Source organism: Pseudomonas sp. Pseusp16, from assembly GCF_047324915.1.
In the GTDB taxonomy this organism is placed as follows: domain Bacteria; phylum Pseudomonadota; class Gammaproteobacteria; order Pseudomonadales; family Pseudomonadaceae; genus Aquipseudomonas; species Aquipseudomonas fluorescens_CD.
Window position 1 is genome coordinate 2,678,853 of sequence record NZ_CP168522.1, and the last position, 23,548, is coordinate 2,702,400.

Here is a 23,548-nt window from a genome sequence, read left to right on the forward strand (position 1 = left end):
TAGCATGTTAATGATATTATCACGCTGAGATACCCATAAAGCTTCTTGCTTCCATAAAAAAACGGCGCCTTTGGCGCCGTCCATTTGATCACTGACCAGAGCAATTCAGAGCCTGATAACCGCTTTCAACACAGTCTTGAAGGTTTCCAATTGGTCGTCGCTGAACTGGCTGAAGACTTTTTCCTGCTGTTCTCGGGCTATTGACCACAATCCTTCTGTTTCATCGATACCTTTAACCGTCAGACGCAAGCGCCCATCCTCCTCACAGACCAGCCCCTTGCGAGTGAGATTGGCAACGGCCTCTTCGATCTCCCGCACGGGCATCGCCACCTCGCGTTGCAGATCGATGAGGCTTAAACCCGCATCATTTTCCAGCACCATCAGCATACGTGCCTCACTGGTCCGCAAACCTGTCGACAATTGCCGCGGCTGGTAGCTTGCCTGATAAGCGCGCAACGCTTGGGTCATGAGGTAGTACAAATTGTGGCTCAGCCTCCCCTGGAAGTGGCTGCTCGGCGGCTGACCTTCGGCACTTTTTGTCATGCGTGTGTGGGGCAGCACCATGGAGTAAGCACCCTGGTGGTAAAGCAACGGCGAACGACCAAAATCATCAAAAGCCACTACCCTGCCAATCATGATCCAATGATCACCGCCGTCCACCTGCTGATGCTTTTTGCACTGAAAGCGCGCTGAACAATCAACAAGAATTGGCGCCCCCCCGTGACCTGATTCGTATTCGATGCCATCAAAACGATCGTCTTTCGGACGGGCGAAATTGTTCGACAAATCAATTTGATCGGCAGCAAGCACGTTCACGGCAAAATGCGTAGCGGCAGCAAATACGTCGTGACTTGTAGATCGTTTATCGATACTCCAGAGAATTAACGGAGGATCGAGCGACACCGAGTTGAAACTGTTGGCCGTCACCCCCACTTTGCGGCCGTTGTGGTCGGCGGCTGTCACCACGGTTACACCGGTGGCGAAGTTACCTAATGCGCGGCGAAATGCACGGGCATCGAAGGCAGAAGAAACGGCAATCTCATTGATATCGGACATGCAAGGCTCCCGAGCACACCCTGAGGCGTACTCTGAATTTTTTTATGAGGGGCTTATGGCTTGGCGGCGAACGGCCTCAGGCCATTGACGGATCGGGCTCGAGACCCATCAGTTCGCGACCGAGTATCTGTGCACAGACGTCATAGTCGGTGTATGCATGCGCACCCGTCAGATGTGAATCGCGGAAAAGGCGTTGCAACTCGTTGGTTTCAAACCAGGCACCGCCGCCGGCCGCTTCCATTAGACGGTCCACGGCCTGGATACACATTTTCGTGGCATAGCCTTGATTGGTACGCCAGAACGTGAGCGTGGTGCGGCTAGGGTACTCGTGGCGCTCACTGTATTCGGCAATCTCCTCCCAGCTTTTCTCCAGCAACGCTCGGGCGGCCGCAACCTGATGCGTGGACTCGGCCAGGCGCATCAATGCCGGGGTGGCGGCACCGACAGCGGCACCGGTGTAGGCACGGACGCGGTTGCGGGTTTTCTCGCGGAAGACATCCAGCATACGCTCGGCAATACCCAGGCTGACGGTCGAAAAACCGCTGGCGAAATAAGGTCGATAAGGGGCGAAGAAAATCTTGCTGTCCGGATACAAACCAAAGCCCGCCGACTTGCCTTCGATCATGTCCTTGGCTTTCTGGATTCGGTGCTCGGGCACGAAAGCATTCTTGACGATCAGGGTTTTGCTACCACTACCGCGCATACCAACGGCAAACCAGTCATCACGAATTTCGTAGTCACTGCTTGGCAGCACCGCGAAACAATAATCCCGAGTACCTTCGGTATTCTCGCGAAAGAACCCCATGATGGCCCATTCGGCATGATCACAGCCTGAACTCCATCCCATCTCGCCACTGAAAGTGACGCCACCCTCCACCTCCTCGGTGCGACCAAAAGGCGCGATGCTGCTGCTGGCAGTGGCATCGGGGTCATTTCCCCACATCTCATCCTGCAGCTTGCTGGAAAACATTGCGATTTGATGACTGTGAGTACATAGAAGGCTCATGGCCCAGGCCGTACTGGCACAGGAACCGGCCAACAATGCGATGCAGTCGGCAAACTGAGGCAAAGAGATCTCCATGCCGCCGTACTTTTTCGGCTGCAGCGCATGGTGCATACCAATGCCTTTGAGCAGGGCGATATTTTCGGCGGGAACACAACGCGAGCGTTCGGCCTCGAAGGCATTAGCCGCGATAGTAGGCAGAACACCTTTCAGGTCTTCCAGCAGCGGGTTTGGAGTTTTCATGGGCGGTCTCTTTATTATTGGATAGTAGCGCTCCGCTTGGCAGGCGCTTGCGAACAGCGCCAGAAGGCACCGTACGGTAGATGGCAAGCGGGTACGCGCGTCAGCACCTGTTCAGTATGAGGTGCTGGGGCACTACGAAAAATGCACGTTACAAATAGAAGATTGCACTTTTCATAGAGTCTTTAAGCAACGAACAAAACGCGAAGAAAAATGGACCTGAAAGTGATGTTCATCGCTGACTGTTTAAAAATGGCCGCTGCCCTTCCCTCCTGGCTTGCCCCCACGCCGCCGACTTACCGACAACAGATCCGAGCAAAAAACCTCATACAAACGAAACGTAATGACTTGTAGAGAGTCGACCAAGCGAAGCAATTTACACTGCAACAGAGCCTTCAGCTTGAGCACCCTAGACCGCGCTAAAAACAACAAAACAAGCTTATTTCGAGCGAACATTTTCCTGCTGGATTGAGCACAGCCAAGGTAGAATTTTTCACACACAGGCAATATACTAAACACTGCGTATACTAATTATTTCTTGACGAGAGCCATCCTGGGCTTTTTTTTTAGAAACAAATGCACCTGGGTAAGGGATCTTGAAAATGTCGACTTACAAACCTGTATCGACCACCAAATCGATAGTGGGTCGCCCACGAAGCGAAGCTACGCGCCGTCAGATCCTGGACGCCACCATCAGGCTGCTGCAGGAAAAATCCATTCAAGCCATCTCGATCGAGGCGATAGCACGAGAAGCTGGCGTTAGTAAATCAACCATATACCGGTGGTGGGACTCCAAAGCGTTAGTCGTTATCGACGCATTCATAGACAACCAAATGTTGAAGACAGTCTTGCCACGAGAGCTGGGTCCGAGAGAGGCAATTGCTCAGCACTTCCGCTCACTCGTAGACCAATACTCTGGTTGGGCCGGTCGACTGGTCGCACAAATACTCGCGGAAGGTCAATCAGATCCCTCTATTTTGAGAGATTTTCGAGAGCGGTTTCATTATGGAAGGCGCGCGATAATTCGAGAAACACTAGAAGAATGGAGGGTGAGCGGCGAGATATCTCCCGATACGGATATCGAGATACTGATGGATTTGATTTACGGGGCCGTTTACATGCGACTCATGATTGGACACGCCCCACTTAACCAGGCGTTTGCCGAGTCTCACATAAACTTTGTGTACCACTTACTGGGTGTCAAGAGCACTGACCCCGAGGCCTGATCGTTGTTGATCAAGTTCAGTGCGCAAGCGTTGAGTTGATCGGATACCGACGTGGAGCCATTGGAAACGAACACCCCGCTCATCTCGCTATAAGACTGATCGAAGTGCTCGCCCCAATTGGGTCATTTCTTTTTCGTGGCGCGGGCGAGCTTATCGGCAACGCCCATCAGCACGTTGTTACCGGCTACCCAGACGCCCAGGTTCTGAACCGGACTGGAACGTTTGGCCTTCGGATCCTCGCGTCCCATCTCCGGGTTTTTATGACAGGCAACCGGCGCGTTGAGTATCAGCCTGCGTAAACAGGAATTGGCATGGTCGCACCACACGATCTCAGCCTCACGACCTTCGATTACCTTCACCGCATAATCAGGATCGGCCAGCATCTGCCGCGCCAGCATGCTTGCATCGACATCACCGTCCCAAATAGCCGCCGCCGCTTGCCGGGGGTCTGGAGTACTGGAAAGGAACAGGAGCACCCCGCTACCGAGCGCCTTGCGAAAGGCCTGCGGCTCTCCGTGGGTCAGCATGTTGCCGGAAGTGCTCGGCACATTGTCACGCATCGACTCGTAGTTGCCCTCGCTGAGCGAGATGAAGTCCAGGCCGACTTCGGCGATGTGCGCTGCCACTTCAGCGTAACCCTCAGGCCCCTGGCCACCGGGCATATGGTCATTCACACTCATGCGCACACCCACCGGATAATCCGGGCCGACTTCGGCGCGCACCGCTGCAACCACGTCGCGCAACGCTCTTGCGCGATTGGCCACCGAGCCGCCATATTCATCGGTGCGCTGATTGGCCAGCGGGGACAAAAAGGACGAGTAGAAGTAGCACATGTGTGCGCCAATCTCGACGCCATCGAAACCACAAGCCTTGGCCCGGCGTGCACCACTGACGACGCTCGCCTCGATGTCCTTGATCTCCTGGATGCTTGCCTCGTGTGGCACCGGTGTGATTCGGCCGCCGGGGATGTAGAGATGGTTGGGCAAGCCACCGGCCCCCAGGTTCACCGGCTTCGGGCTGGCCGCCAAAATCCACTGGCCGTTTCGCGGCACGCCCATGCGGCCGAAACTCGGAAACAGCTGTGCGAACACTGCCGCACCGCTTTCATGTACGGCGTCGGTCAGGCGCTTGAGATCATCGACAAATTCGTCCTTGTCAAAGCGCAGGTTTGGCGCAAACGGTGACTCGTTCCAGGCGCGTTCGCTGCACACCGATCCACCAACGATGACCAGGCCCACCCCGCCCTGCGCACGACGCTTGAGGAACGCGATGGTCTGCTCACTTGGGCGGCCGTCTTCGGTCGGGCGAAGCACCGCCATCGGCCCAAGGATAATGCGGTTTTTTATCTGCAATCCATTGATCTGCAGCGAGCTTGCCAGCACCTTTGCTGCATTGCTTGTATTCATGGAAATGTTGGACATGGTCAAAACTACTCTTGCCTGTTTAGAGTCGGCTTGCGGGTTCAATCAGCTGAATCCAACTCGACTTACATGATTGAGCTGGCACCACCGTCCACGGGAATATTGATCCCGGTGACCCATTTAGACTCATCAGAGGTCAGGTAAAGACCTGCCCAAGCGACAGCGATCGGCTCGCCCGGCTTACCCGTCAGGGTGCGTTCCACGATCGGGGCCACGGGTGCCTTGTCACCAAACTCCCGATACATCGCCTGAACCGGCGGGGTGTTCATTACACCAGGGCTGACCGAGTTAACCCGTACACCAACAGCTATGCCTTCTGCGGCCAGCTGGCGCGTCAGGGCAAGGACCGCCCCCTTCGCCGCGGCATGCGCAGCCTGCGGCAACGTTCTCGCCCCCTGCATGCCAGCACCGGAGCCGATGTTGACGATGGCACCTTTGGACTTCACCAGATGTGGCCAGGCAAGCTGGCAAGCACGCCAGACAAGATCGAGTTCATTCTGGATCGTGAAGACATAGTCGGCGTCGCTCTGCACCGCAAAAGGCGCAAAGCGCGGCAGACTGGCGTTGTTGTACAGCGCGTCGATGCGGCCATGCCGAGCCGCCGCACCATCGATCCAACGCGCTACATCGTCGCGATTACCGAGGTCGACAGGAGCAACCACGTCGATGCAATGACCATCGTTTTCTACCAGCTTCGCGGTTTCTGCGGCCGTCTGCAGATTGATGTCGCACCCAACGACGATCGCGCCTTCGCTGGCGAAAAGCCGAGCTGTCTCGCGCCCCATCCCACTGCCAATGCCAGTCAGTAAAACGACCTTGTCCTGCAATCGCTTGCTCATGCCAAACCTCTAGTAAGGGACTTCATATTATTGTTGTTTGTCGTCAAGCCTTGCGGGTACCAAGGCGAAAGCAGATGGCCGACAGAAGGCCCAATACCAATGCCGCCCAGCCCAAGCTGCCATAACCAATATGCAGGGCGAGCACGCCCCCAAGGAGTGGGCCAGTAGCCGAACCCGCCATGACCATCACCGGGGTGGCCGCGACCACGCGACCGGACGGGTCCAGTCGCGCCAGCACCCCGAATGCGAACACATGGGTAAATGTAACGACCGCGATGAGCACTGAGGTTGCTACGATGTAAACCCCGTAACCACTGAACTGGGTCACTGCGACAGCTGCGGTGGCTTGGATCAGGGGACCGGCGATGACTACGCCCGAGGCCGGCAAGTGGCGTTCGAGCAGGCTGGAAAGGGCGACAGGTACGAGATTCACGAAACCACTGATGACAAGCACCGTGGTGATCTGCGCCGCGCCGAATCCATGCCAGCCGCCTACACGCTCGATAAAGCCGAAGACCATCGAATGGCTCACCATCAGAAGACTCACGCCGGCAATGCCGAACCACACTCGGGTAGGCAACCGGTTGAGAGTGGATCCATCGTGCTGGACCGTACGGGCAACGTTCGGAAAAGCCAGCAGTGCGGCCAGTGCGGCAGTGAACATGATGCCCGACATCGTGTAGAAGAATATGTTCGGGCCGATCTTGCCCACTAGCGGAGGCAGCGTCGCCATCACCAAGATGGACACCAGGCTCAACGAGCTGAAAGCCATTGCCGCTGTGCGGTGCGGATTGGCGGTCGCCCCCATCGTCCCGTGAACTATCGACAGGCCGCAGCCGACCGCCAGGCCTGCGACGACATGCGCAGAAGCCAGAAGGATATAGCTGGCGCTCGCGCTTGGCATGCTGGCAAAGGCCATACCAGCCACTGCATAGGCTGCCGATGCCATGCGCTTGCGGTTGAGTCGGGACAGTTTTGGTGCGATACACAGACTGCTAAGCACGACCGACCCGAGGAAAAGAGTCAGCAGGAATCCAGCACGCTGCGGATCAAGTGCCAGTTGCCCGATCAGGACGATTCCAACCCAGATCGGCAAAGTGGTGATATCCATCAGGCCAGCGCAATGCCCGATGACGAGCGCTGCGGTGCCGTTGCGCGATGCCCTCCGGTTGCCAGCAGCTTTGCTCAAGGTGTCAGAAACAGTATGTGAGCTCATTGGTCTTTAGCCTTTAGGTAGTCGACGAGCAATTGAAGGTCGGCGTCGGTTATTTCGGTTTTACGAAATGCCGGCATGATCAGTACGCCGTTGCGAACGAAATGTTTGATGAAGACCGGGGGCATGTCAGTGCGGTCTTCCAAGGCAGCCGGTAAGCTGCCGCCGTACTTGGCCGCCAGCGAAGCAGTGCCGGGCATACGTGGCGCTGCGGCGTGACAGATCGCGCACCATTGATCGAAAATCGGGTTGCCAGGATGCGCCGACATAGCTTGTCTGGCCGGCTCGGAGGCGACCGCCAGACCAGCCATGCATGCCAGCATCATCAGCACGATGAGACGGATCGTCTTCATTTGGCGTCCTTCCTCAAGTGCCTGGGCCAGATGCCGTAGCGGCCCGGCGAAAGAGTCCCGTTAGGATCGATGGCGTCCTTGATGACCTCGTTCAAGCGCAGCAGGCTGTTGTTGTTGTACGAATACAGGCCCATGGCCTGGTCCTGGAATTCCGGGTGGCAGCGATATTCGCCCCAGCCATGCTGTGCGCCGATATCCAGCAGCGTCCGATACGCCTTGATGGAGGCCTTGTTCATCGCCGTATCATCGGTGATCGGGAAGCCCACGATGAAAAGGAAAGCGCGCTCGAAAAACGGCGCAGGCAACGCAAAAGGCCTGAGATTCCAGATCGGCACATTCTGCAGCGCAGGCATGGTGCGGTGCGCTTCGTCGAAGACACGGTTGGCTTCGAGGATGCCTTGTGCAGTCTGTGGTATGACTGGAGAGAACCACATATGGCCGCGCATCGGATGCGGGTTGCCTCCGGCACGGGTGCCCATACCGAAGAAATCCATGTTCGGCACACCCACATCCTGGGGATAAACCGTCCACTCAGCAGAAGCTTTGCGCGGATCGGTCTGAACCTGGCCAACCTGAAAGCGCACGCCCTTGATCGACTTTGCCGCCAGCTCCTGCACCACTTCCCACTGCGCCTGGATCACCTTCTGCGGTCCGTAGAACTTCAGGTTGAGCACCCAGTAAGGAATGTTGTTGTCTTGCCCATACTTCTGCAATTCAGCCGAATAACCGATCCTGGCTTTCGCAACCAAGTCAGCATGCTGCTTCTGCAATTGCGGCGGACCATCGTAAAAGGCATCCACTAGATGTTTCGTGTAATTGCTGATACCGAGCAGCGGACTGCCCATCTCCGGCGCACCAGGAGCCAAACCAGTGTTCTCGACGTACTTGAGCAATTCCACTACCGCGTGCAGGTCGTCATAACGCGCGGCCATCACCATGCCGTGCATGAAGGCTTCTGGTGCCGGCATTAACCAAATGCCCATCTTGGTGACAACGCCGAAATTGGACTGGGAAAAAATGCCATCCAGGATCGGCCCCATGCCCATCTTGAATTGCCCCCACGTCTGGGAACCGGGAAGCGCTCCCATTCCTGTGCGAACCACCTCCCCATTGGCCAGCACCACCTCCATTCCGCAGTGCGAATCGAAGTGGTTGCGAAAGCGCGACAACGTGTGACCCACGCCATGATCAAGCGCATTGCCAACCACACTGCCCCAGCCCGGGTCGGCGACATCCAACCACACTTTCAGGCCACGTTCCTGGATGTAGTTATACAGATCGAAATAGCTGACGCCGGGCTCCACGATTGCGTAGCCGTTGCTTTCGCTGACCTCAATGATGCGGTTCATCCGCTTCAGATCCAGCACAACACTGCCGCCATGATTGGGCGCTGAACCGCCGTAGCCGAGGTTTTTGCCGGTGGAAATCGTATAAAGCGGTATGCGGTGCTTATCGGCAATGCGCACGACCGCCTGCACCTCTTCAACCGAACCGGGCGCCACGGCAGCTGATGCGCTTCGATCCTCAGGCGTGTCGCGCAGCGGGGAATAAGAATCACGGTAGGGAAACAGATCCTCGTCCTCAACGAAGACCCATTCTTTTCCGACTACACCAGCAAACGCCTGTAGCGCGACGGAAAAAACTTCGGGGGAAACATTCGGGGGTGTTCTCATATTTCACGCGATGACCCATGAAACCAAAGGATTGGGTTGGCTCGCCGGTACGTCGTACTGATGCAGCACAACCGTACGGCGCGACTGGCTGCGTGCTTGTTCTGAAAGGCAATGCCAAACCTCGCGCGTGGTGAGTCCGGTGACAGCGCCACCTTGCTCACGCCATAAGGGCACAAGCGATTCCTGCCAAAGCCTTGTGAGCCCGTTCGTGACTTCAAGCCGCGCACTGCCCTTCTCGGCATGCTCAATGGCAAAAGCCAGGCTTTGCGGTAATCGGCGGTCGGTCACGACAAAGCGAACGTCAAACTGACTGGTTTCGAATGGTTTTCGAGCAATCTCTCGGGATGGCTTCGCGAACACCGGTAGCGCCCCCAGCATGGCGAGCGCAGCGGCACTTGCGGTGGACACGAGCAACTTGCGTCGCCCAAATCTGAGATTGGAAATATTGGGGATCGACATACTCACTCCCCGAAAACGTTGAGGAATCTAGCGGAGCTCTGAACGCCGATTGAAAGACTGAGATCGGTGTCGAGGATCGAGCCGGTGGTTTCGCGCGCCGAGGCAGCGCTGACGGGGAATTTTTGGAAACCAGCGGACGCGAAGTGCTTGTCACGTTCAGCCACCTGCTCACTGGTTGAGTGCCAGATGCTGCCCACACTGGTAACGGTCGCAACATCGCCTTTCAGGCTCGAACCCTGATGCATGTTTGTCTCCTACGCGCGTTCTTGTTGTTGTGCCCGTGATGGGCTTCATATGCGCGGAACAAACATATACGATCCGTATCGTTTTGTGCAAGCTTACTTTTTTCGATTTCGTCAGCTGGCAGCCTTCATCTGCCCACGGAGTCAGCCCACACGGGCCTTCCACACTCGCCAAGCCAGACCCAAAGCGTTTTTTACATTGCTTCTTGAGTGGTCTGTTGGCTACGATCAGAAACGTCTCAGCTCGATTTCAGCGGGCAGCCGCCCACGCCGCAGAGTGAGCAATGCAGCATTACGCTCCTGTTAAAATTAATCATTTATCAAGGAATACTTTATGCAGGAGAAGTCTTTAGGACGACCACGCAGCGAAGCTACTCGACTGCAAATACTGAATTCGACCATCAAGTTGCTACACGAGAACTCTATTCAGGCCATCTCGATTGAGGCAATTGCAAAGGAAGCCGGTGTCAGCAAAGCAACGATCTACAGATGGTGGGACTCTAAAGCGTTGCTCGTGATTGACGCCTTCATTGAAAACCATCTTCTGAAGACCCCACTGCCAATTGAACTCGGTCCCCAAAAGGCCATCGCTGCGCACTTCCGCACACTGGTAGAACAGTTTTCTGGATGGCCAGGCCGAGTACTTGCTCAAATCATAGCCGAGGGACAATCTGACCCTTCAGTATTACGAGCCTTTCGAGAGCGATTCCACTATGGGCGACGCGCGATAGTTAAAGAAACACTTGAAGAATGGAAACGCAGCGGTGAGATCCCAAGCGATACCGATGTCGAGTCGCTTATGGACATCATCTACTCAGCAGTCTACATGCGCTTGTTGGTTGGCCACGCCCCATTAAACGAGGAATTTGCCAAGTCGCATATCGACTACATATACCACTTGCTGGGAGTAACTAACTCAGAAAACTGAACAGCACTGTTGGCTGCTGATCGTTATAAAAGTATGAGTTGACTCAGTCCCCATTCACCCTGAGAGGTGAATCGGGACTTTTTGACAGATAAAGTAAACTTGGTGCTTTAGATAGGCTGCCCCAAGTATTGATAGGTTTTCAGCAATAGAGCCGCCGACTGCTCTCTATTTTTCAGTGGGTCTTCCTGCTCGTAGCGACAAAGTTGCAATGAAGCATCACAAATGATTTTGCATCGTTCAAATCGGCGCTCGCTATACATCGCCAATGCCTCGTTAACTGATTGGGTCTTGGATATGCAGTCTGCAAGCACCACGGCATCTTCGATGGCCATGCCACCTCCAGACGTCATATGCGGTGTTGGTGAATGTGCAGCATCACCGATGAGCACTACTCGGCCGCGGTACCAAGGTGCCGGCACCAGCGTGATATCCAGCGGACGGAAGATAACCTGCCTGGCATCGGTCACCTGCTCAAGAGCTTCCAATACAGCGGGCGCGGTATATTCGGCAAGGCGTTCGCGAATCATCGCGCCCGCTTGATCCTCTGGTACCCGCAGAGGCTCTACGCTGTTCTCGAGATAAAACAGGTAGCAGCTGTCCTGCGATGTCGGGAAAGAACCCACCGTTTTCCCTGTCGGGCTGCGGTACAAACAGAACCCATCAATCTGAGCCGGACGCGGCGCGTTGAAACGCCAGACACTCTGACCTGCAAATTGCGGCCTGCACTCAGCACCGAAAACCTGATCGCGCAGCTTGGAGTAGGCACCATCCGCAGCCACCACCAAGTCATAGGTAGCCTCGCGACCATCCGAGAATTTAACTTCGACGCAGTCCCCACGGTCGTCGAGATGTTCGATCGTCAACCCTTTATCCAGAACTGCCCCTGCCCCTTGCGCTGCCGACTCCAGGATTCGAGCAAGTTCCGGCCGACGGATGCCACAGCTGGGAGGTGCAGGGTCCGATCGCAGGAGTTGACCTGAGGAATCGAATTGCCGAAACGCGTCGAATCGCATACCACTGTCGAGACAAGGCTCCGCCAATCCGATCATGTCCAATGCTCGGACCGTGTTGTGTAACAGGCAAATGCCCGACCCTGCCGAGGGAATCCCCGGTTTGATATCGATACAGTGGACGTCCACTCCCGCCCTGCGCAGTGCATAAGCTGCGGTGGCACCGCCGATTCCGCTGCCCACAATCAAAACGCGTTTAACTTGACTCATTCTTGTCTCCTCTCCGCTTCTATGGCGGGTGGTAGCTGCTATTCAATTACACAGCTTGTTTGCCAGTTCCGGTACATCGAAGTACGCCTCGGCAAGAGACATCCGCGACCGGGTATAGCCCTCGTGTAGTCATATGCGGCAAGCCTTCAGGCGTCGCGCAGTACTGCTTCAAGTGCAGCGACGAGCAAATCCACTGGGCAGGACTGTCCAAGCCTTCAACTACCCTCGCATCCCGCGCTTCATGTCGCTCACCAGACATCGGCGTTGCTAAGAACAAATCAAATCTATACGTTCCGTTTTGTTTCCGCAACCATGCCGAGTAAAACCTAGATTTACGCAATGGAGCCATTGACAACGGCAATCTCAGACAACAATACTTTGTATACGCATCGTTTTGTTAGTGCTACCTTCAGTTAGATAGCTATTCATAGCCGGAGCGCGGCTTACGTAGGCCGCCTGGTGTTTACTTCAACTCTGCCGTTTCGGAGCTCGACGCATGACCGCTAATTCCCAGTCTCCCGTGTTCGTTTCAAGCGCTGCCGCGCAGGCCGTTTTCCGTTGGAAAGATGCGATTGCCGCGCTTCAGGCCGCTTACGGGCAACACTTGCCAGCCAGAGCTACCCCGCCCCGTACCGTTGCAAGTCTTGAAAAAACCTGGCTTCGCACCTTGCCGGCAATTCCGGCAGGTGGACGCTACTTCGGCGCCAAGCTGATGGGGTCGAACATGGGCGATGCGCCACCGGGGATCGAATACGTCATCGTTCTGTTTGATCGAACGACCAATCGCATTGCCGCTTTCATTGACGCAAATCTGGTGACTGGATTCCGGACTGCAGCTACGTCGGCAGCGGCCCTTGACCGCCTCGCCCCACAGAAAGCTGTTCGTCTTGCCGTCATTGGAAGTGGGTTGGAAGCCTCGATGCACACCCGTGCGTTCGCAAGTGTCCGCGAACTGACCGAAATAACCGTCTACAGCCCGACCCCTGAACGGCGCGAAGCGTTTGCCAAAGCGGCGACACGAGATCTCGGTGTACCCGCTCGCGGTGTTGGCTCGGCACAACAGGCCGTGGAAGGCGCCGACATCGTGCTGACTGCCGCACGCTCACGCGATGAAAAGCCGATTCTGTTTGGCGATTGGTTGAAGCCGGGCGCCACCGTCGTTTCGATCGGCTCGACCATCCCGGAGCAGCGAGAAATAGACGTTTCAGTGGTGGAACGCAGCGACTTGATCATCTGCGACACCCTGGAAGAAGTGCTGGAAGAGACAGGAGACATGCTTGCTGCCCATGCCGCCGGGATCGAATTCCGCCACAAAGCCTTCAGCCTGTCCGACCTGATGAGCGGCGGCTGCAGCGAACAGTTGAAGCAAGCCAAGGCCCCGATGTTCAAGTCAGTCGGCGGTGGTCTTCAAGACATCGTGGTAGCGGAACTCATCCTGACCAAGGCACTGGAAGCCGGACTGGCAACGCCATTGCCAATCGATTTTGAAACCAAGCGCTGAGCGAACAGCGACGACTATCACCCACCCTGACTAACAGGAGCCTTACATGGCCAATTACAACAAGAAAGACGCTCGAGACTGGGCACGCGAGAAACTCGTTGGGGTCGCCAACGTTACGATTCCAACAATGACCTCCGACTTCAAACGCATCAATGAGAAAGCTGTTCGCCACGACGTAGAACTGGCAATCAAGCACGGCTTCGTCGGCTCGCTGTCTTGCTCCGAGGTAGCCATTACCCAAGAGCAATACGGCGAGTTCTGTCAAATCATGGCCGATCAAGCAGCCGGCCGTCTCGTGATCGTTCACCACGCGGTGTTCAACACACTGGAAGATAACATTGAGGCCGTGCAGCGAGCCGAAGCTGCCGGCGCCGATCTTGTACTGCTTGGCTATCCTCCGTTCTTCTATCCGAAGTCCTATGACGAAGTATTCGAGTACACCAAGGCGATCTGCGCCGCGACGAACCTCGGCGTAATAATCTTCCCGCTGCCGGCTTGGGGCTTCAGCCGCTTGCACCCTGCTGACATTCCACTGGCAGTGCTGCGTCGAATGGTCGACGAGATCCCCAACGTCGTTGCAATCAAAGCCGAAGGCGGACTGCCTTACATCATGTCGGCGATCGAAGTTCACCGCGAGTTCCATGAGGAAGTCGTTATCTCATCTCCGCTTGAGTATGAGTACGTGCCTTTGGCACAGGTCATGGACATCCCGTTCTGTGGAACTAACTACTCCTCTTATTACGGCCCGTTGCTTCCACAGATCCACAAGTTGATCCGCGCGGGCAACTACGATGAGGCAACTCAGCTCTGGTACAAAATGGATCCGGCACGCAAAGCGTTTGCAAGCCTGCCAATGGCGGCAAACGGACTTCTCAATCGCATGATGTGGAAATACCAAGGCTGGTTGCAGGGTTACAACGGCGGTCCTATGCCGCACCCTACCCAACGCGTGTACCAACGCGACATGGCGGTGTTACGTAAAGGACTGGAAGCTGCTGGGCTGAACCCGACCACCGATCTCGATGAAGCCTTCTTCATCGGTCGTAACTCCATTTGAGGTCTGCCCGATGAATAGCACCGCAACCTTGAATCTGAAAGACCCGGACCTGCTGCGTCAGGCGATGTTGATCGACGGCGAATGGGTCCAGGCAGAAAGTGGCCAGACAATTGAGGTCCGCAATCCAGCCACCGGTGAATTGGTGGCGCGCGTACCAAATGGAGGCGAGTCCGAGACTCGGCGCGCAATCGCAGCGGCCGAACGCGCCATGCAGGGATGGCGCAAGACGCTGCCAAAGGAGCGTGCAAAGGTCCTGCGCAAGCTCTATGAGCTGATGCTTGAAAACATCGAGGACCTGGCGGTCATACTGACGGCCGAACAGGGCAAGCCCTTGGTGGAATCCCGTGGCGAAATCCTTTACGCCGCAAGCTTCATCGAATGGTTCGGGGAAGAAGCGAAGCGTGTGAATGGCGACATCATTCCGCAGAATGTGGACGGTCGGCGCATTCTCGTGCAGAAAGCCCCTATCGGCGTGTTTGCAGCCATCACACCGTGGAACTTCCCTTCCGCGATGATTACACGCAAAGCCGGCCCAGGCTGGGCGGTTGGTTGCGCAGGAGTTATCAAGCCGGCCAGTCAGACACCGCTCTCGGCACTAGCTCTGGCCGTACTCGCCGAGCGCGCCGGTCTGCCGCCTGGTGTGTGCAACGTCGTCACAGGCTCGGCCCGCGCAATCGGCGGGGAGCTCACCGCAAACCCGGTCGTTCGCAAGTTGTCCTTCACAGGTTCGACCGAAGTGGGATCGCTGCTGCTGGCCCAGTGCGCTCCGACCATCAAAAAAGCAAGCATGGAACTGGGCGGCAACGCGCCGTTCATCGTCTTTGACGATGCTGATATCGATGCTGCAGTAAAGGGTGCACTGGCCGCCAAGTACCGCAACACAGGCCAGGCTTGTGTTGCCGCCAACCGCATGCTTGTGCAATCGGGTGTCTACGATCAGTTTGCGAAGAAGCTCGCGGATGCCGCCGCCGCGCTCAGGGTCGGTAATGGCATGCATGACGGGGTGGTACTGGGTCCGCTCATCAATGAGGACGCAGTGCAAAAGGTTGAAGAGCACATTGCCGATGCGGTGGAAAAAGGTGCGCGCATTGCTACCGGAGGCAAGCGTCACTCCTTGGGCGGTAGTTACTTCGAGCCAACGGTGCTCACCGATGTGCCACGCGATGCACTCATCTTCAACGATGAAACCTTCGGCCCTGTTGCTCCCCTCTTCCGTTTCGAGACTGAGGACGAGGCAATTGCGATGGCCAACGACACACCTTTTGGCTTGGCAGCCTATGTGTACGCACGTGACGTGGGTCTGATCTTCCGTGTCGTCGACAATCTTGAGTTCGGCATGGTGGGCGTCAACGAGGGGATGATCTCTACAGAAGTTGCACCCTTTGGCGGCGTGAAGACCTCCGGACTTGGCCGGGAAGGCTCAAAATACGGGATCGACGATTACCTGGAAATCAAGTACGTCGCACTGGGCGGCTTGTAAGCCGGCGATAGTGGGTGAGGTGGTGTATGTCTATAAAACATGCGCCCTCACCTACACGCATTCATCACTGCGCTATAAATTTTGCTCCATGGCCTCACTGATAAGACGTATCACTAAGGCTCCAAACCCTCGTCTCGCTCTGCGAGATCGACACAAGTTACACATCTGCCACGGCCAAAAGCGGACACTCACCAGGCAATCTGATGAGACGCGGCGTGTAATGACATCCAGATCAATAATTGAAGTCATGCCCCAACTCCGCCTGCATCCACTCCAGAAATCTTCTGACCCGTGGGAAGTTGGAATGCGCTCTCGGGAAAACCAGGTGGTGTGCGGTGATTGCCGCACTCAACTCCGGCGCTACCTCGACCAACGTTCCACGCGCTAGATAATCCTGCGCAAGCAGTGTGCTTTCCAGGGCAAATCCAAGACCGTGGCTGGCTGCCTCCAGCGTCATATAGGAACGGTCAAAACTCAGTGTGTAAGGCTTTTCAGGGCGCGACAGACCATGTTGTGCAAACAACTGTGGCCACTTGATCAGCGTCGCCTCCGACAGAATCAGGTTGCAGTCCAACAAATCCGCAACGGCACGGATGGGTCGTTTTTCCAGGAGTTTGGGAGACGCCATGACCGCGATTTTTTCATTGCGCACCGTGCGCACTTCGAAACTGGGCCAGTTGGGCATTCCGTGGCGGATGTCCACGTCGATCTTGTCCCGGCTGAAGTGCAGTGACTCATAGGAACACGAAAGGTTGAGCTGAATGTCAGGATGACTCTGGCGAAATTGTTCAAGACGCGGCATCAACCACAGCAGCCCGAAACTGGGCGATGAATGTAAACGTAGGCAATCGAGGCTGACATCACTGGTGGCGCGCTCGGTTGCCACCGCAAGACTGTGCAGGATGCCGGACACGTCGGTCAGGTACTGCTCACCGACTGGGGTCAAGGTCACGCCTCTCGCAGTTCGGAAAAACAGCTGTCGTCCGATCAATGCCTCAAGTTTGGCCAATTGATGACTCACGGCCGAGGGTGTCAGGTCGAGCAATTCGGCGGCACGGGCGACGTTGCCGAAGCGTGCTGTTTGCTCAAAGGCCTGAATGGCTTTCAGGGGTGGCAGTGTGGCGGGAGCATCGTCGTCTGAGCGCATGATGAGCATTGTTCCGCTGCAAGTGGCGTGTACTGGGCGTCGTGCCATTCAACCAGCCAACGGCACAAATGACGAGTGCTGAATTTTTTTCAGCACCCAGTGAGGTTTGCGTTATTGCTCAGGGACGGGGTGGAGCACAAGCTGGGTCATCGGTTCGCTGCGGATCGACCCAACAACACTCTCCAATAAGAACAATGAGGTACTCCCATGCTTCTCCAAGGCAAAGTCGCAATCATCACCGGTGCAGCCTCCGCACGTGGCATTGGCCGTGCGACAGCGACCACCTTCGCGCAACAGGGTGCCCATGTGGTGATCCTCGACCTGGATGAATCCGCTGCCCGCGATGCCGCCGCCTGCCTGGGCGAAGGTCATCTTGGTCTGGCGGCCAACGTCGCTGATGAATCGCAGGTCCAACAGGCCGTGGCAAAAATCATCGAGCATTTCGGCCGCATCGACATTCTGATCAATAACGCCGGCATTACCCAGCCGCTGAAAACCCTGGATATTCGCCCTTCGGACTACGACAAGGTGCTGGACGTTAGCCTGCGCGGCACCCTGCTGATGTCCCAGGCGGTGATTCCATTCATGCGCCAACACTCTTCCGGCAGCATCGTCTGCATGTCCTCGGTGTCCGCGCAACGAGGCGGCGGCATCTTTGGCGGCCCCCATTACAGTGCGGCCAAGGCCGGTGTGCTGGGCTTGGGCAAAGCCATGGCGCGGGAGCTGGGACCCGACAACATTCGTGTCAACTCCATCGCCCCTGGCTTGATTCACACCGACATTACCGGCGGCCTGATGCAGGACGATCGCCGTCACGCGATCATCGACGGCATCCCGCTGGGGCGCCTGGGCGAAGCGCAGGACGTTGCCAACGCCGCGCTGTTCCTGGCCAGCGACCTATCCTCCTACCTGACCGGCATCACCCTGGATGTGAACGGCGGCATGCTGATTCACTGACTACACCTGGGCGGGCCTGCCTGGCCCGTGCGGTTCTGGATCGATGATGCAGCCGGGCCTCAGGGCCTGGCGGTCAATAAAAACAAGAGATCGAACCATCATGACAACCCTGTCGCTCGAAGCGGTTTCGACCGTGCGCTCCTCCGCCTACCGTAAAACGGCCTGGCGCCTGATGCCGTTCCTGATGCTGTGCTATCTGTGCGCCTATCTGGACCGCGTCAACGTCGGCTTCGCCAAGCTGCAAATGATGAACGACCTGGCCCTCAGCGAGACGGTCTACGGCCTGGGTGCAGGCATGTTCTTCATCGGTTATTTCCTCTGCGAAGTGCCGAGCAACATCATCCTGCACAAGGTCGGCGCACGGGTCTGGATCGCCCGCATCATGATCACCTGGGGCATCGTCTCCGCCCTGTTCGCCTTCGTCGAAACCGCCTGGCAGTTCTATGCTCTGCGCTTTCTGCTGGGCATCGCCGAAGCCGGTCTGGCGCCGGGTCTGTTGCTGTACCTGACCTACTGGTTCCCGTCCTACCGGCGTGCACGCATGACCGTGTTGTGGTTCATCGCCATTCCGCTGTCGGGCATGGTGGGTGGCCCTCTTTCCGGCTGGATCATGAACCACTTCGCCGGCATGCATGGTTGGGCCGGCTGGCAATGGATGTTCGTCCTGGAAGCCGTGCCGACGGTGCTGGTCGGATTGTTGGTGCTGAGTTATCTCAAGGACGGGGTGCATCAGGCCACTTGGCTCAACGACGAAGAAAAGGAGCTGATCACTCGCGAGTTGGCTGAAGACAACCAGCAGAAAGTCACACATGCCTCCGTGGGTGAGTTCATTCGTGATCGCCGTTTGTGGTTGCTGGCCGCCATCTACTTCTGCGTCGTGATGGGTCAGTACGCAATCACCTTCTGGCTACCGACGCTGGTACGCAACGCTGGGGTTTCCGATCCACTGCATATCGGCTTCCTGACCAGCCTGCCCTACCTCTGCGCGATCGTAGCGATGCTGCTGGTCGGACGCAGTGGCGATAAGCACCGCGAACGCCGCTGGCATCTGATCGTGCCGATGATCGCTGGCGCTATCGGGCTGAGCCTGGCGGCATTGATGGGAGGAAATGTGACGCTCTCCATCCTCAGTCTCTGCCTGGCCGCCTCCGGCATTCTGTCCGCGACGTCGCTGTTCTGGATGCTGCCGACCACGCTGCTGGGGGGCGTCTCTGCCGCCGCAGGCATCGCGGCAGTCAACAGCTTCGCCAACCTCGCCGGCTTCTGCTCGCCATACCTGATTGGCTGGATCACAACACAGACCGGCTCCAGCGCCATCGGCATGTACCTGATCACCGGTGTGCTGGTGAGCGGCGCCCTGCTAGTCCTGCGCATTCCCGCCGCCCTGGTCAATCGTTGAGTTAACGGAGTTTCATCATGACAACCCAATCTTCACCGGTTTCAAGCAAGAATCTGGCGCAGCGCGCCCACAACATCCGGCGTCACGCGCTGCGCATGGGGCAAGTCCAGGGCCAGGGTTATGTCGGCCAGGCCCTCGGTGCGGCCGACCTGCTGGCGGTCTCCTACTTCCATGCTTTGAACCATAAACCCGAAGACCCGGAATGGGAGCAGCGTGATCGCTTCTACCTCTCCATCGGTCACTACGCCATTGCGCTGTACGCCGCCCTGATCGAAGCCGAAATCATCCCGCTCGATGAACTGGAAACCTACGGTTCGGACGACAGCCGCTTGCCGATGTCGGGCATGGCCGCCTACACCCCGGGCATGGAAATCACCGGAGGCTCGCTCGGTCAGGGCCTAGGCATTGCGGTCGGTGCCTGCCTGGGTCTCAAGCGCAAAGGCTCGGCCTCCTTCGTCTACAACCTGCTGTCGGACGGCGAGCTGAATGAAGGTTCGACCTGGGAAGCGGTGATGTCGGCGTCGCACTGGAAGCTCGACAATCTGATCGCCATCGTCGACGTCAACAATCAGCAAGCCGATGGCTACTCAAGTGAAATCCTGTCGTTCGAGCCCATTGTCGATCGCTGGCAAGCATTCGGCTGGTTCACCCAGCGTGTCGATGGCAACGACATCGATGCACTGGTCGCGGCATTCGATGCCGCTCGCAATCATCCCGGCGCCCAGCCACGAGTGATCATCTGCGACACCAAAATGGGCAAAGGCGTGCCCTTCCTGGAAACCCGTGAGAAGACGCACTTCATTCGCGTGGAAGAACACGAATGGGACCTGGCACTGAACAACCTTGAAGAAGGAAAAAACCAATGAGCAACGCAGCCAACACTCCGACTTCCACGGCTACGCCTGCCAAGAAGCGCCTGACCACTTCGGCGATGATCGCCTCGATTGCCTCGGAAGGCCAAGCCACCCAATCTGCGCCGTTTGGTCATGCACTGGCTGCGCTGGCGGATCAACGATCGGACATCGTCGGCCTGTCCGCCGACCTGTCCAAGTACACCGACCTGCATATTTTCGCCAAGGCCCATCCCGATCGCTTCTATCAAATGGGCATGGCCGAACAATTGCTGATGAGCGCGGCTGCCGGTATGGCCCGCGAAGGCTTCGTGCCCTTCGCCACCACCTACGCCGTGTTCGCTTCGCGCCGCGCCTATGACTTCATCTGCATGGCCATCGCGGAGGAAAACCTCAACGTCAAGATCGTCTGCGGCCTGCCCGGCCTCACCACCGGCTACGGCCCGAGCCACCAGGCCACGGACGACCTGGCGATCTTCCGCGCCATGCCTAACTTGATGATCGTCGATCCGTGCGATGCACTCGAAATCGAACAGGCAGTACCCGCCATCGCCGCGCATCAGGGGCCGGTCTACATGCGTTTGCTGCGCGGCAACGTGCCGCTGGTGCTGGACGAGTACGGCTACCAGTTCGAGATCGGCAAGGCCAAGACCCTGCGCACCGGCAACGATGTGCTGATCATCTCCACTGGCCTGATGACCATGCGCTCGCTGGAAGCGGCCAAGGCACTGCAAGCCGACGGCGTCGACGTCGCCGTGCTGCACGTGCCGACGATAAAACCACTGGATGAACAAACCATTCTTGCCGAGGCGAGAAAGTCAGGTCGCCTGGTGGTCACTGCTGAAAACAGCTCGATCATTGGCGGCTTGGGCGAGGCCGTTGCAGGGGTGCTACTGCGTAACGGAGTGACGCCCACTTTCAGGCAGATTGCTTTGCCCGACGCGTTCCTTGACGCAGGTGCCCTGCCGACGCTGCATGATCGTTACGGAATCTCAACTCAAGCCGTTTGCGCACAGATTAAAGGTTGGCTGTAACCGCACTCAAAAGGCACCTGCCCCCAGGTGCCGTTCAACTCGATGCAAGCTAGTAAACTTCCTCAGCCTTTAACGGCATAACTATGAAACCAGACGGCCTTCCTGATTCGGTAGCGCAAAGCAATCACCTGCAACGCGAGTCAACCGCCTACGACCCTTGCCGTACTAGCACCCCGTTTATGAAATTGACGGCAGCGGCGAGCGCCTCACGCCCCTCGGAGAGCGCCGGCGCATACGCCTGCCAGACATGAAACATACCGGGCCATACCTCCAGCCTGGTGTCCACGTCCGCTGATCCTGCGTTTCTCACCAGACGTACTGCATCATCAAGAAGGATTTCACACTCCCCCACTTGAATCATCATCGGCGGCAACCCCTGCAGGTCAGCCTCCAGGTTGAAGGTAGCAGTCTCGACCTGATCTCCCAGGTAGGCGTCAGCACTGACTTGCAACTTCTGAGGTATAAGAAAGCAGTCCACTGCAGTCTTGGTATGGATGCTTTCTCCGGTAAGAGCCAGATCCAGCCAAGGAGAAAACATCACCACGCAACCTGGCATTTACATTCCCATGGTCCTGGCCTGAATCAGGGCGGCCATGATCAAATGGCCTCCCGCCGAATCCCCCACCAAAGCATTATCGTTTGCTCCTTCGCTGTTAGCGAGTAACGCCGCATACGCAGCAAGAACATCTTGCTGCGTACTAGGGTATGCATGTTCAGGTGCCAGTCGATAATCAACGACATAAGCCGTGGAAGATGTACCGGCAGCAAGCGCGCCGGCGATTCCCTCAAAACCTTCAGCGCTACCCACCATGAAACTACCACCGTGGACATAGAGCAGAGAGCGCCGGGACTTCACACCGGTTAACCTCCCCACAGGAACTCCATCGAGTGTCGGCGCCGTGGAGCTGCAATCGGACGGAGGCGAAAAACGCTTGCACAAGTGGTCAAAACCCTTACGAGCCTGCTGCAGCGACCCAGGAGGATTTTCTCTTCGAGAGAGCAGTTCATTACGGATAGCATTCAGTTCACAACTACTAATTCTTGCCTACCAATCAAAGAGTGACGTGGAGTGTCAGTCAGATATCAAGCACCAGCCTTGATGACTTGGCACGTGAAACACACTGCAGAATGACCGCATTGGAAGCTCGCTCCTCATCGCTGAGGACATAGTCCCTATGATCAATCTCACCCGCTAGCACCCGGAAGGCGATGGCGGCGTAAAGCCTCGGTTTTCTCTGCTCCAGAAGGTGCTAAACCGCTCCATAACCCCTTTGGACCATCAGTAATGCTTATCGCGGCAAACGCTTGGGCAATCGCATCGCCCAGGAACGTCTGGTTGACGCACTCAAGATACAAAAGAGTTTTTACACACTGGGCCAGGAGCGAACATTCGATTTCGTCTGTAAAGAGCCAATGCAGTTATTTGAAAGTGCCTACTAGTGTGCTGTTCTCGAAATAATTTACCTTTCTTGCACGGCTTCAAGCACCCCAAGAGCCCGTTGGATTTTTGCTCAAAATCTCCTCACCCTTTGCGCTCCAAACGTATCGGGTCGGCTGTGCATTTCGTAATGCCATGAACGTTGTAATCGAGCTTTCCAACTCGCGCACGGAGGCAAAGCTACCGTCCCGTAGATACACCGTAATGTCTCGAAAAAACCGTTCGACCATGTTCGTCCAGGAACAGGACGTCGGTGTGAAGTGCATATGAAAGCGCGGATGCTTCGCCAGCCAGGCTTTCACGGCGGCGTGCTTGTGCGTCGCGTAATTATCAACGATCAGATGGAGCTGGAGGTGCTTGGGGGTCTGCTTGCTGATTTTCTTGAGGAAGGCCAACCATTCTTGATGACGGTGTTGACGCTCGATGCTGCTGATCAGTTTGCCCTGTAGGTAATCCAGCGCTGCGAATAACGTAACCGTGCCGTGGCGCGTGTAATCATGGGATTTTGTCCGGATGTGGCCGATGCCTAAAGGCAATCCGGGCTGCGTTCGCTCCAGGGCCTTAACCTGACTTTTTTCATCGCAACACAGCACCAATGCCTTATCCGGCGGTGCCAGGTAAAGCCCGATAACATCCCAGAATTTGTGTTCGAACTGCGGGTCGTTTGATAGCTTGAAGGTGCGGGTCAGGTGAGGCTTCAAGTCTGATCGTCGGGCAAGAAAACCCGGTCAGTCGTGCAATCTCCTCTCGAGTTTCATCCTGCGCTGCCAGCAGGATAATACGACGTCTATTTCAAACCATGCTTATAGCC

Annotated in this window: 20 protein-coding genes and 2 pseudogenes; 9 read left to right on the top strand and 13 right to left on the bottom strand. The window is 56.7% G+C overall.

Going from position 1 to position 23,548, the window contains the following annotated elements; translation table 11 throughout:
• Positions 1-105: 105 nt before the first annotated feature.
• Together ACEN8Q_RS11940 and ACEN8Q_RS11945 are read right to left on the bottom strand one after the other, a co-directional pair.
• Positions 106-1,056 (bottom strand): p-hydroxyphenylacetate 3-hydroxylase reductase component, encoded by a 951-nt coding sequence (locus ACEN8Q_RS11940; RefSeq protein ID WP_413421204.1) that lies wholly within the window; start codon positions 1,054-1,056, stop codon positions 106-108.
• Between the two features lie 76 nt (positions 1,057-1,132).
• Positions 1,133-2,302, bottom strand: coding sequence for a p-hydroxyphenylacetate 3-hydroxylase oxygenase component (locus ACEN8Q_RS11945; RefSeq protein ID WP_413421202.1), 1,170 nt, complete (start codon positions 2,300-2,302; stop codon positions 1,133-1,135).
• 599 nt (positions 2,303-2,901) lie between these two features.
• On the opposite strand from ACEN8Q_RS11945, the gene ACEN8Q_RS11950 reads away from it, so the two are divergent.
• Positions 2,902-3,525 carry a TetR/AcrR family transcriptional regulator gene (locus ACEN8Q_RS11950; RefSeq protein WP_413421200.1) on the top strand — a complete coding sequence of 208 codons (624 nt, stop codon included), beginning with the start codon at positions 2,902-2,904 and terminating at the stop codon, positions 3,523-3,525.
• 122 nt (positions 3,526-3,647) lie between these two features.
• Here the strand turns inward: ACEN8Q_RS11950 and ACEN8Q_RS11955 are convergent, their stop codons facing one another.
• From ACEN8Q_RS11955 to ACEN8Q_RS11985, 7 genes are read right to left on the bottom strand one after another with little or no spacing between them, the layout of a single operon-like run.
• Positions 3,648-4,991: a hypothetical protein gene (locus ACEN8Q_RS11955; RefSeq protein WP_413705257.1), complete on the bottom strand. Its 1,344-nt coding sequence runs from the start codon at positions 4,989-4,991 to the stop codon at positions 3,648-3,650.
• Between the two features lie 20 nt (positions 4,992-5,011).
• On the bottom strand, positions 5,012-5,785 hold the full coding sequence (locus tag ACEN8Q_RS11960; RefSeq protein WP_413421196.1) for an SDR family NAD(P)-dependent oxidoreductase: 774 nt from the start codon (positions 5,783-5,785) through the stop codon (positions 5,012-5,014).
• A gap of 43 nt (positions 5,786-5,828) precedes the next feature.
• On the bottom strand, positions 5,829-7,001 hold the full coding sequence (locus ACEN8Q_RS11965; protein WP_413421194.1) for an MFS transporter: 1,173 nt from the start codon (positions 6,999-7,001) through the stop codon (positions 5,829-5,831).
• Positions 6,998-7,351, bottom strand: a complete 354-nt coding sequence (locus ACEN8Q_RS11970; RefSeq protein WP_413705258.1) for a c-type cytochrome — start codon at positions 7,349-7,351, stop codon at positions 6,998-7,000. Before ACEN8Q_RS11970 ends, ACEN8Q_RS11965 begins: the two co-directional genes overlap by 4 nt.
• The gene (locus tag ACEN8Q_RS11975) at positions 7,348-9,024 is read right to left on the bottom strand and encodes an FAD-binding oxidoreductase (protein ID WP_413421190.1); all 1,677 of its coding nucleotides are present in this window, start codon (positions 9,022-9,024) and stop codon (positions 7,348-7,350) included. The genes ACEN8Q_RS11970 and ACEN8Q_RS11975 overlap by 4 nt, the downstream gene beginning before the upstream one ends.
• Positions 9,025-9,027: 3 nt before the next feature.
• A complete protein-coding gene (locus tag ACEN8Q_RS11980) occupies positions 9,028-9,483 on the bottom strand; it encodes a hypothetical protein (RefSeq protein ID WP_413705259.1) in 456 nt (151 codons plus the stop codon).
• 2 nt (positions 9,484-9,485) lie between these two features.
• Positions 9,486-9,728, bottom strand: coding sequence for a hypothetical protein (locus tag ACEN8Q_RS11985; RefSeq protein ID WP_413705260.1), 243 nt, complete (start codon positions 9,726-9,728; stop codon positions 9,486-9,488).
• Positions 9,729-10,059: 331 nt separating this feature from the next.
• Here ACEN8Q_RS11985 and ACEN8Q_RS11990 point away from each other — a divergent pair, with 331 nt between their 5' ends.
• Positions 10,060-10,653 (top strand): TetR/AcrR family transcriptional regulator, encoded by a 594-nt coding sequence (locus ACEN8Q_RS11990; RefSeq protein WP_413705261.1) that lies wholly within the window; start codon positions 10,060-10,062, stop codon positions 10,651-10,653.
• 107 nt (positions 10,654-10,760) lie between these two features.
• Here ACEN8Q_RS11990 and ACEN8Q_RS11995 read toward each other — a convergent pair whose 3' ends face one another.
• The gene (locus ACEN8Q_RS11995; RefSeq protein WP_413421182.1) at positions 10,761-11,873 is read right to left on the bottom strand and encodes an FAD-dependent oxidoreductase; all 1,113 of its coding nucleotides are present in this window, start codon (positions 11,871-11,873) and stop codon (positions 10,761-10,763) included.
• A 496-nt stretch (positions 11,874-12,369) separates the two neighbouring features.
• On the opposite strand from ACEN8Q_RS11995, the gene ACEN8Q_RS12000 reads away from it, so the two are divergent.
• Genes ACEN8Q_RS12000 through ACEN8Q_RS12010 form a run of 3 tightly spaced genes read left to right on the top strand, consistent with a single transcriptional unit; the run spans position 12,370 to position 15,911 of the window.
• Positions 12,370-13,374, top strand: coding sequence for an ornithine cyclodeaminase family protein (locus ACEN8Q_RS12000; protein WP_413705262.1), 1,005 nt, complete (start codon positions 12,370-12,372; stop codon positions 13,372-13,374).
• 46 nt (positions 13,375-13,420) lie between these two features.
• Positions 13,421-14,431 carry a dihydrodipicolinate synthase family protein gene (locus ACEN8Q_RS12005; protein ID WP_413421178.1) on the top strand — a complete coding sequence of 337 codons (1,011 nt, stop codon included), beginning with the start codon at positions 13,421-13,423 and terminating at the stop codon, positions 14,429-14,431.
• A 28-nt stretch (positions 14,432-14,459) separates the two neighbouring features.
• Positions 14,460-15,911 carry an NAD-dependent succinate-semialdehyde dehydrogenase gene (locus ACEN8Q_RS12010; protein WP_413705493.1) on the top strand — a complete coding sequence of 484 codons (1,452 nt, stop codon included), beginning with the start codon at positions 14,460-14,462 and terminating at the stop codon, positions 15,909-15,911.
• A 232-nt stretch (positions 15,912-16,143) separates the two neighbouring features.
• Here ACEN8Q_RS12010 and ACEN8Q_RS12015 read toward each other — a convergent pair whose 3' ends face one another.
• Positions 16,144-17,058 (bottom strand): LysR substrate-binding domain-containing protein, encoded by a 915-nt coding sequence (locus ACEN8Q_RS12015; RefSeq protein ID WP_413705494.1) that lies wholly within the window; start codon positions 17,056-17,058, stop codon positions 16,144-16,146.
• Between the two features lie 207 nt (positions 17,059-17,265).
• On the opposite strand from ACEN8Q_RS12015, the gene ACEN8Q_RS12020 reads away from it, so the two are divergent.
• The 4 genes from ACEN8Q_RS12020 (at position 17,266) to ACEN8Q_RS12035 (ending at position 21,299) form a co-directional block, all read left to right on the top strand.
• Positions 17,266-18,015 (top strand): SDR family NAD(P)-dependent oxidoreductase, encoded by a 750-nt coding sequence (locus ACEN8Q_RS12020; protein WP_413705263.1) that lies wholly within the window; start codon positions 17,266-17,268, stop codon positions 18,013-18,015.
• Positions 18,016-18,115: 100 nt separating this feature from the next.
• Entirely contained in the window at positions 18,116-19,414 is a 1,299-nt protein-coding gene (locus tag ACEN8Q_RS12025) for an MFS transporter (RefSeq protein WP_413421172.1), read from the top strand.
• Positions 19,415-19,431: 17 nt separating this feature from the next.
• The gene (locus ACEN8Q_RS12030) at positions 19,432-20,280 is read left to right on the top strand and encodes a transketolase (RefSeq protein WP_413421170.1); all 849 of its coding nucleotides are present in this window, start codon (positions 19,432-19,434) and stop codon (positions 20,278-20,280) included.
• The gene (locus tag ACEN8Q_RS12035; protein WP_413421168.1) at positions 20,277-21,299 is read left to right on the top strand and encodes a transketolase family protein; all 1,023 of its coding nucleotides are present in this window, start codon (positions 20,277-20,279) and stop codon (positions 21,297-21,299) included. The genes ACEN8Q_RS12030 and ACEN8Q_RS12035 overlap by 4 nt, the downstream gene beginning before the upstream one ends.
• Before the next feature lie 148 nt (positions 21,300-21,447).
• On the opposite strand, the pseudogene ACEN8Q_RS12040 reads toward ACEN8Q_RS12035, so the two are convergent.
• Positions 21,448-22,173, bottom strand: a pseudogene (locus tag ACEN8Q_RS12040) (alpha/beta hydrolase fold domain-containing protein).
• Positions 22,174-22,778: 605 nt separating this feature from the next.
• Positions 22,779-23,444: pseudogene (locus tag ACEN8Q_RS12045) on the bottom strand (IS630 family transposase); the annotation flags it as partial.
• Between the last annotated feature and the right edge of the window lie 104 nt (positions 23,445-23,548).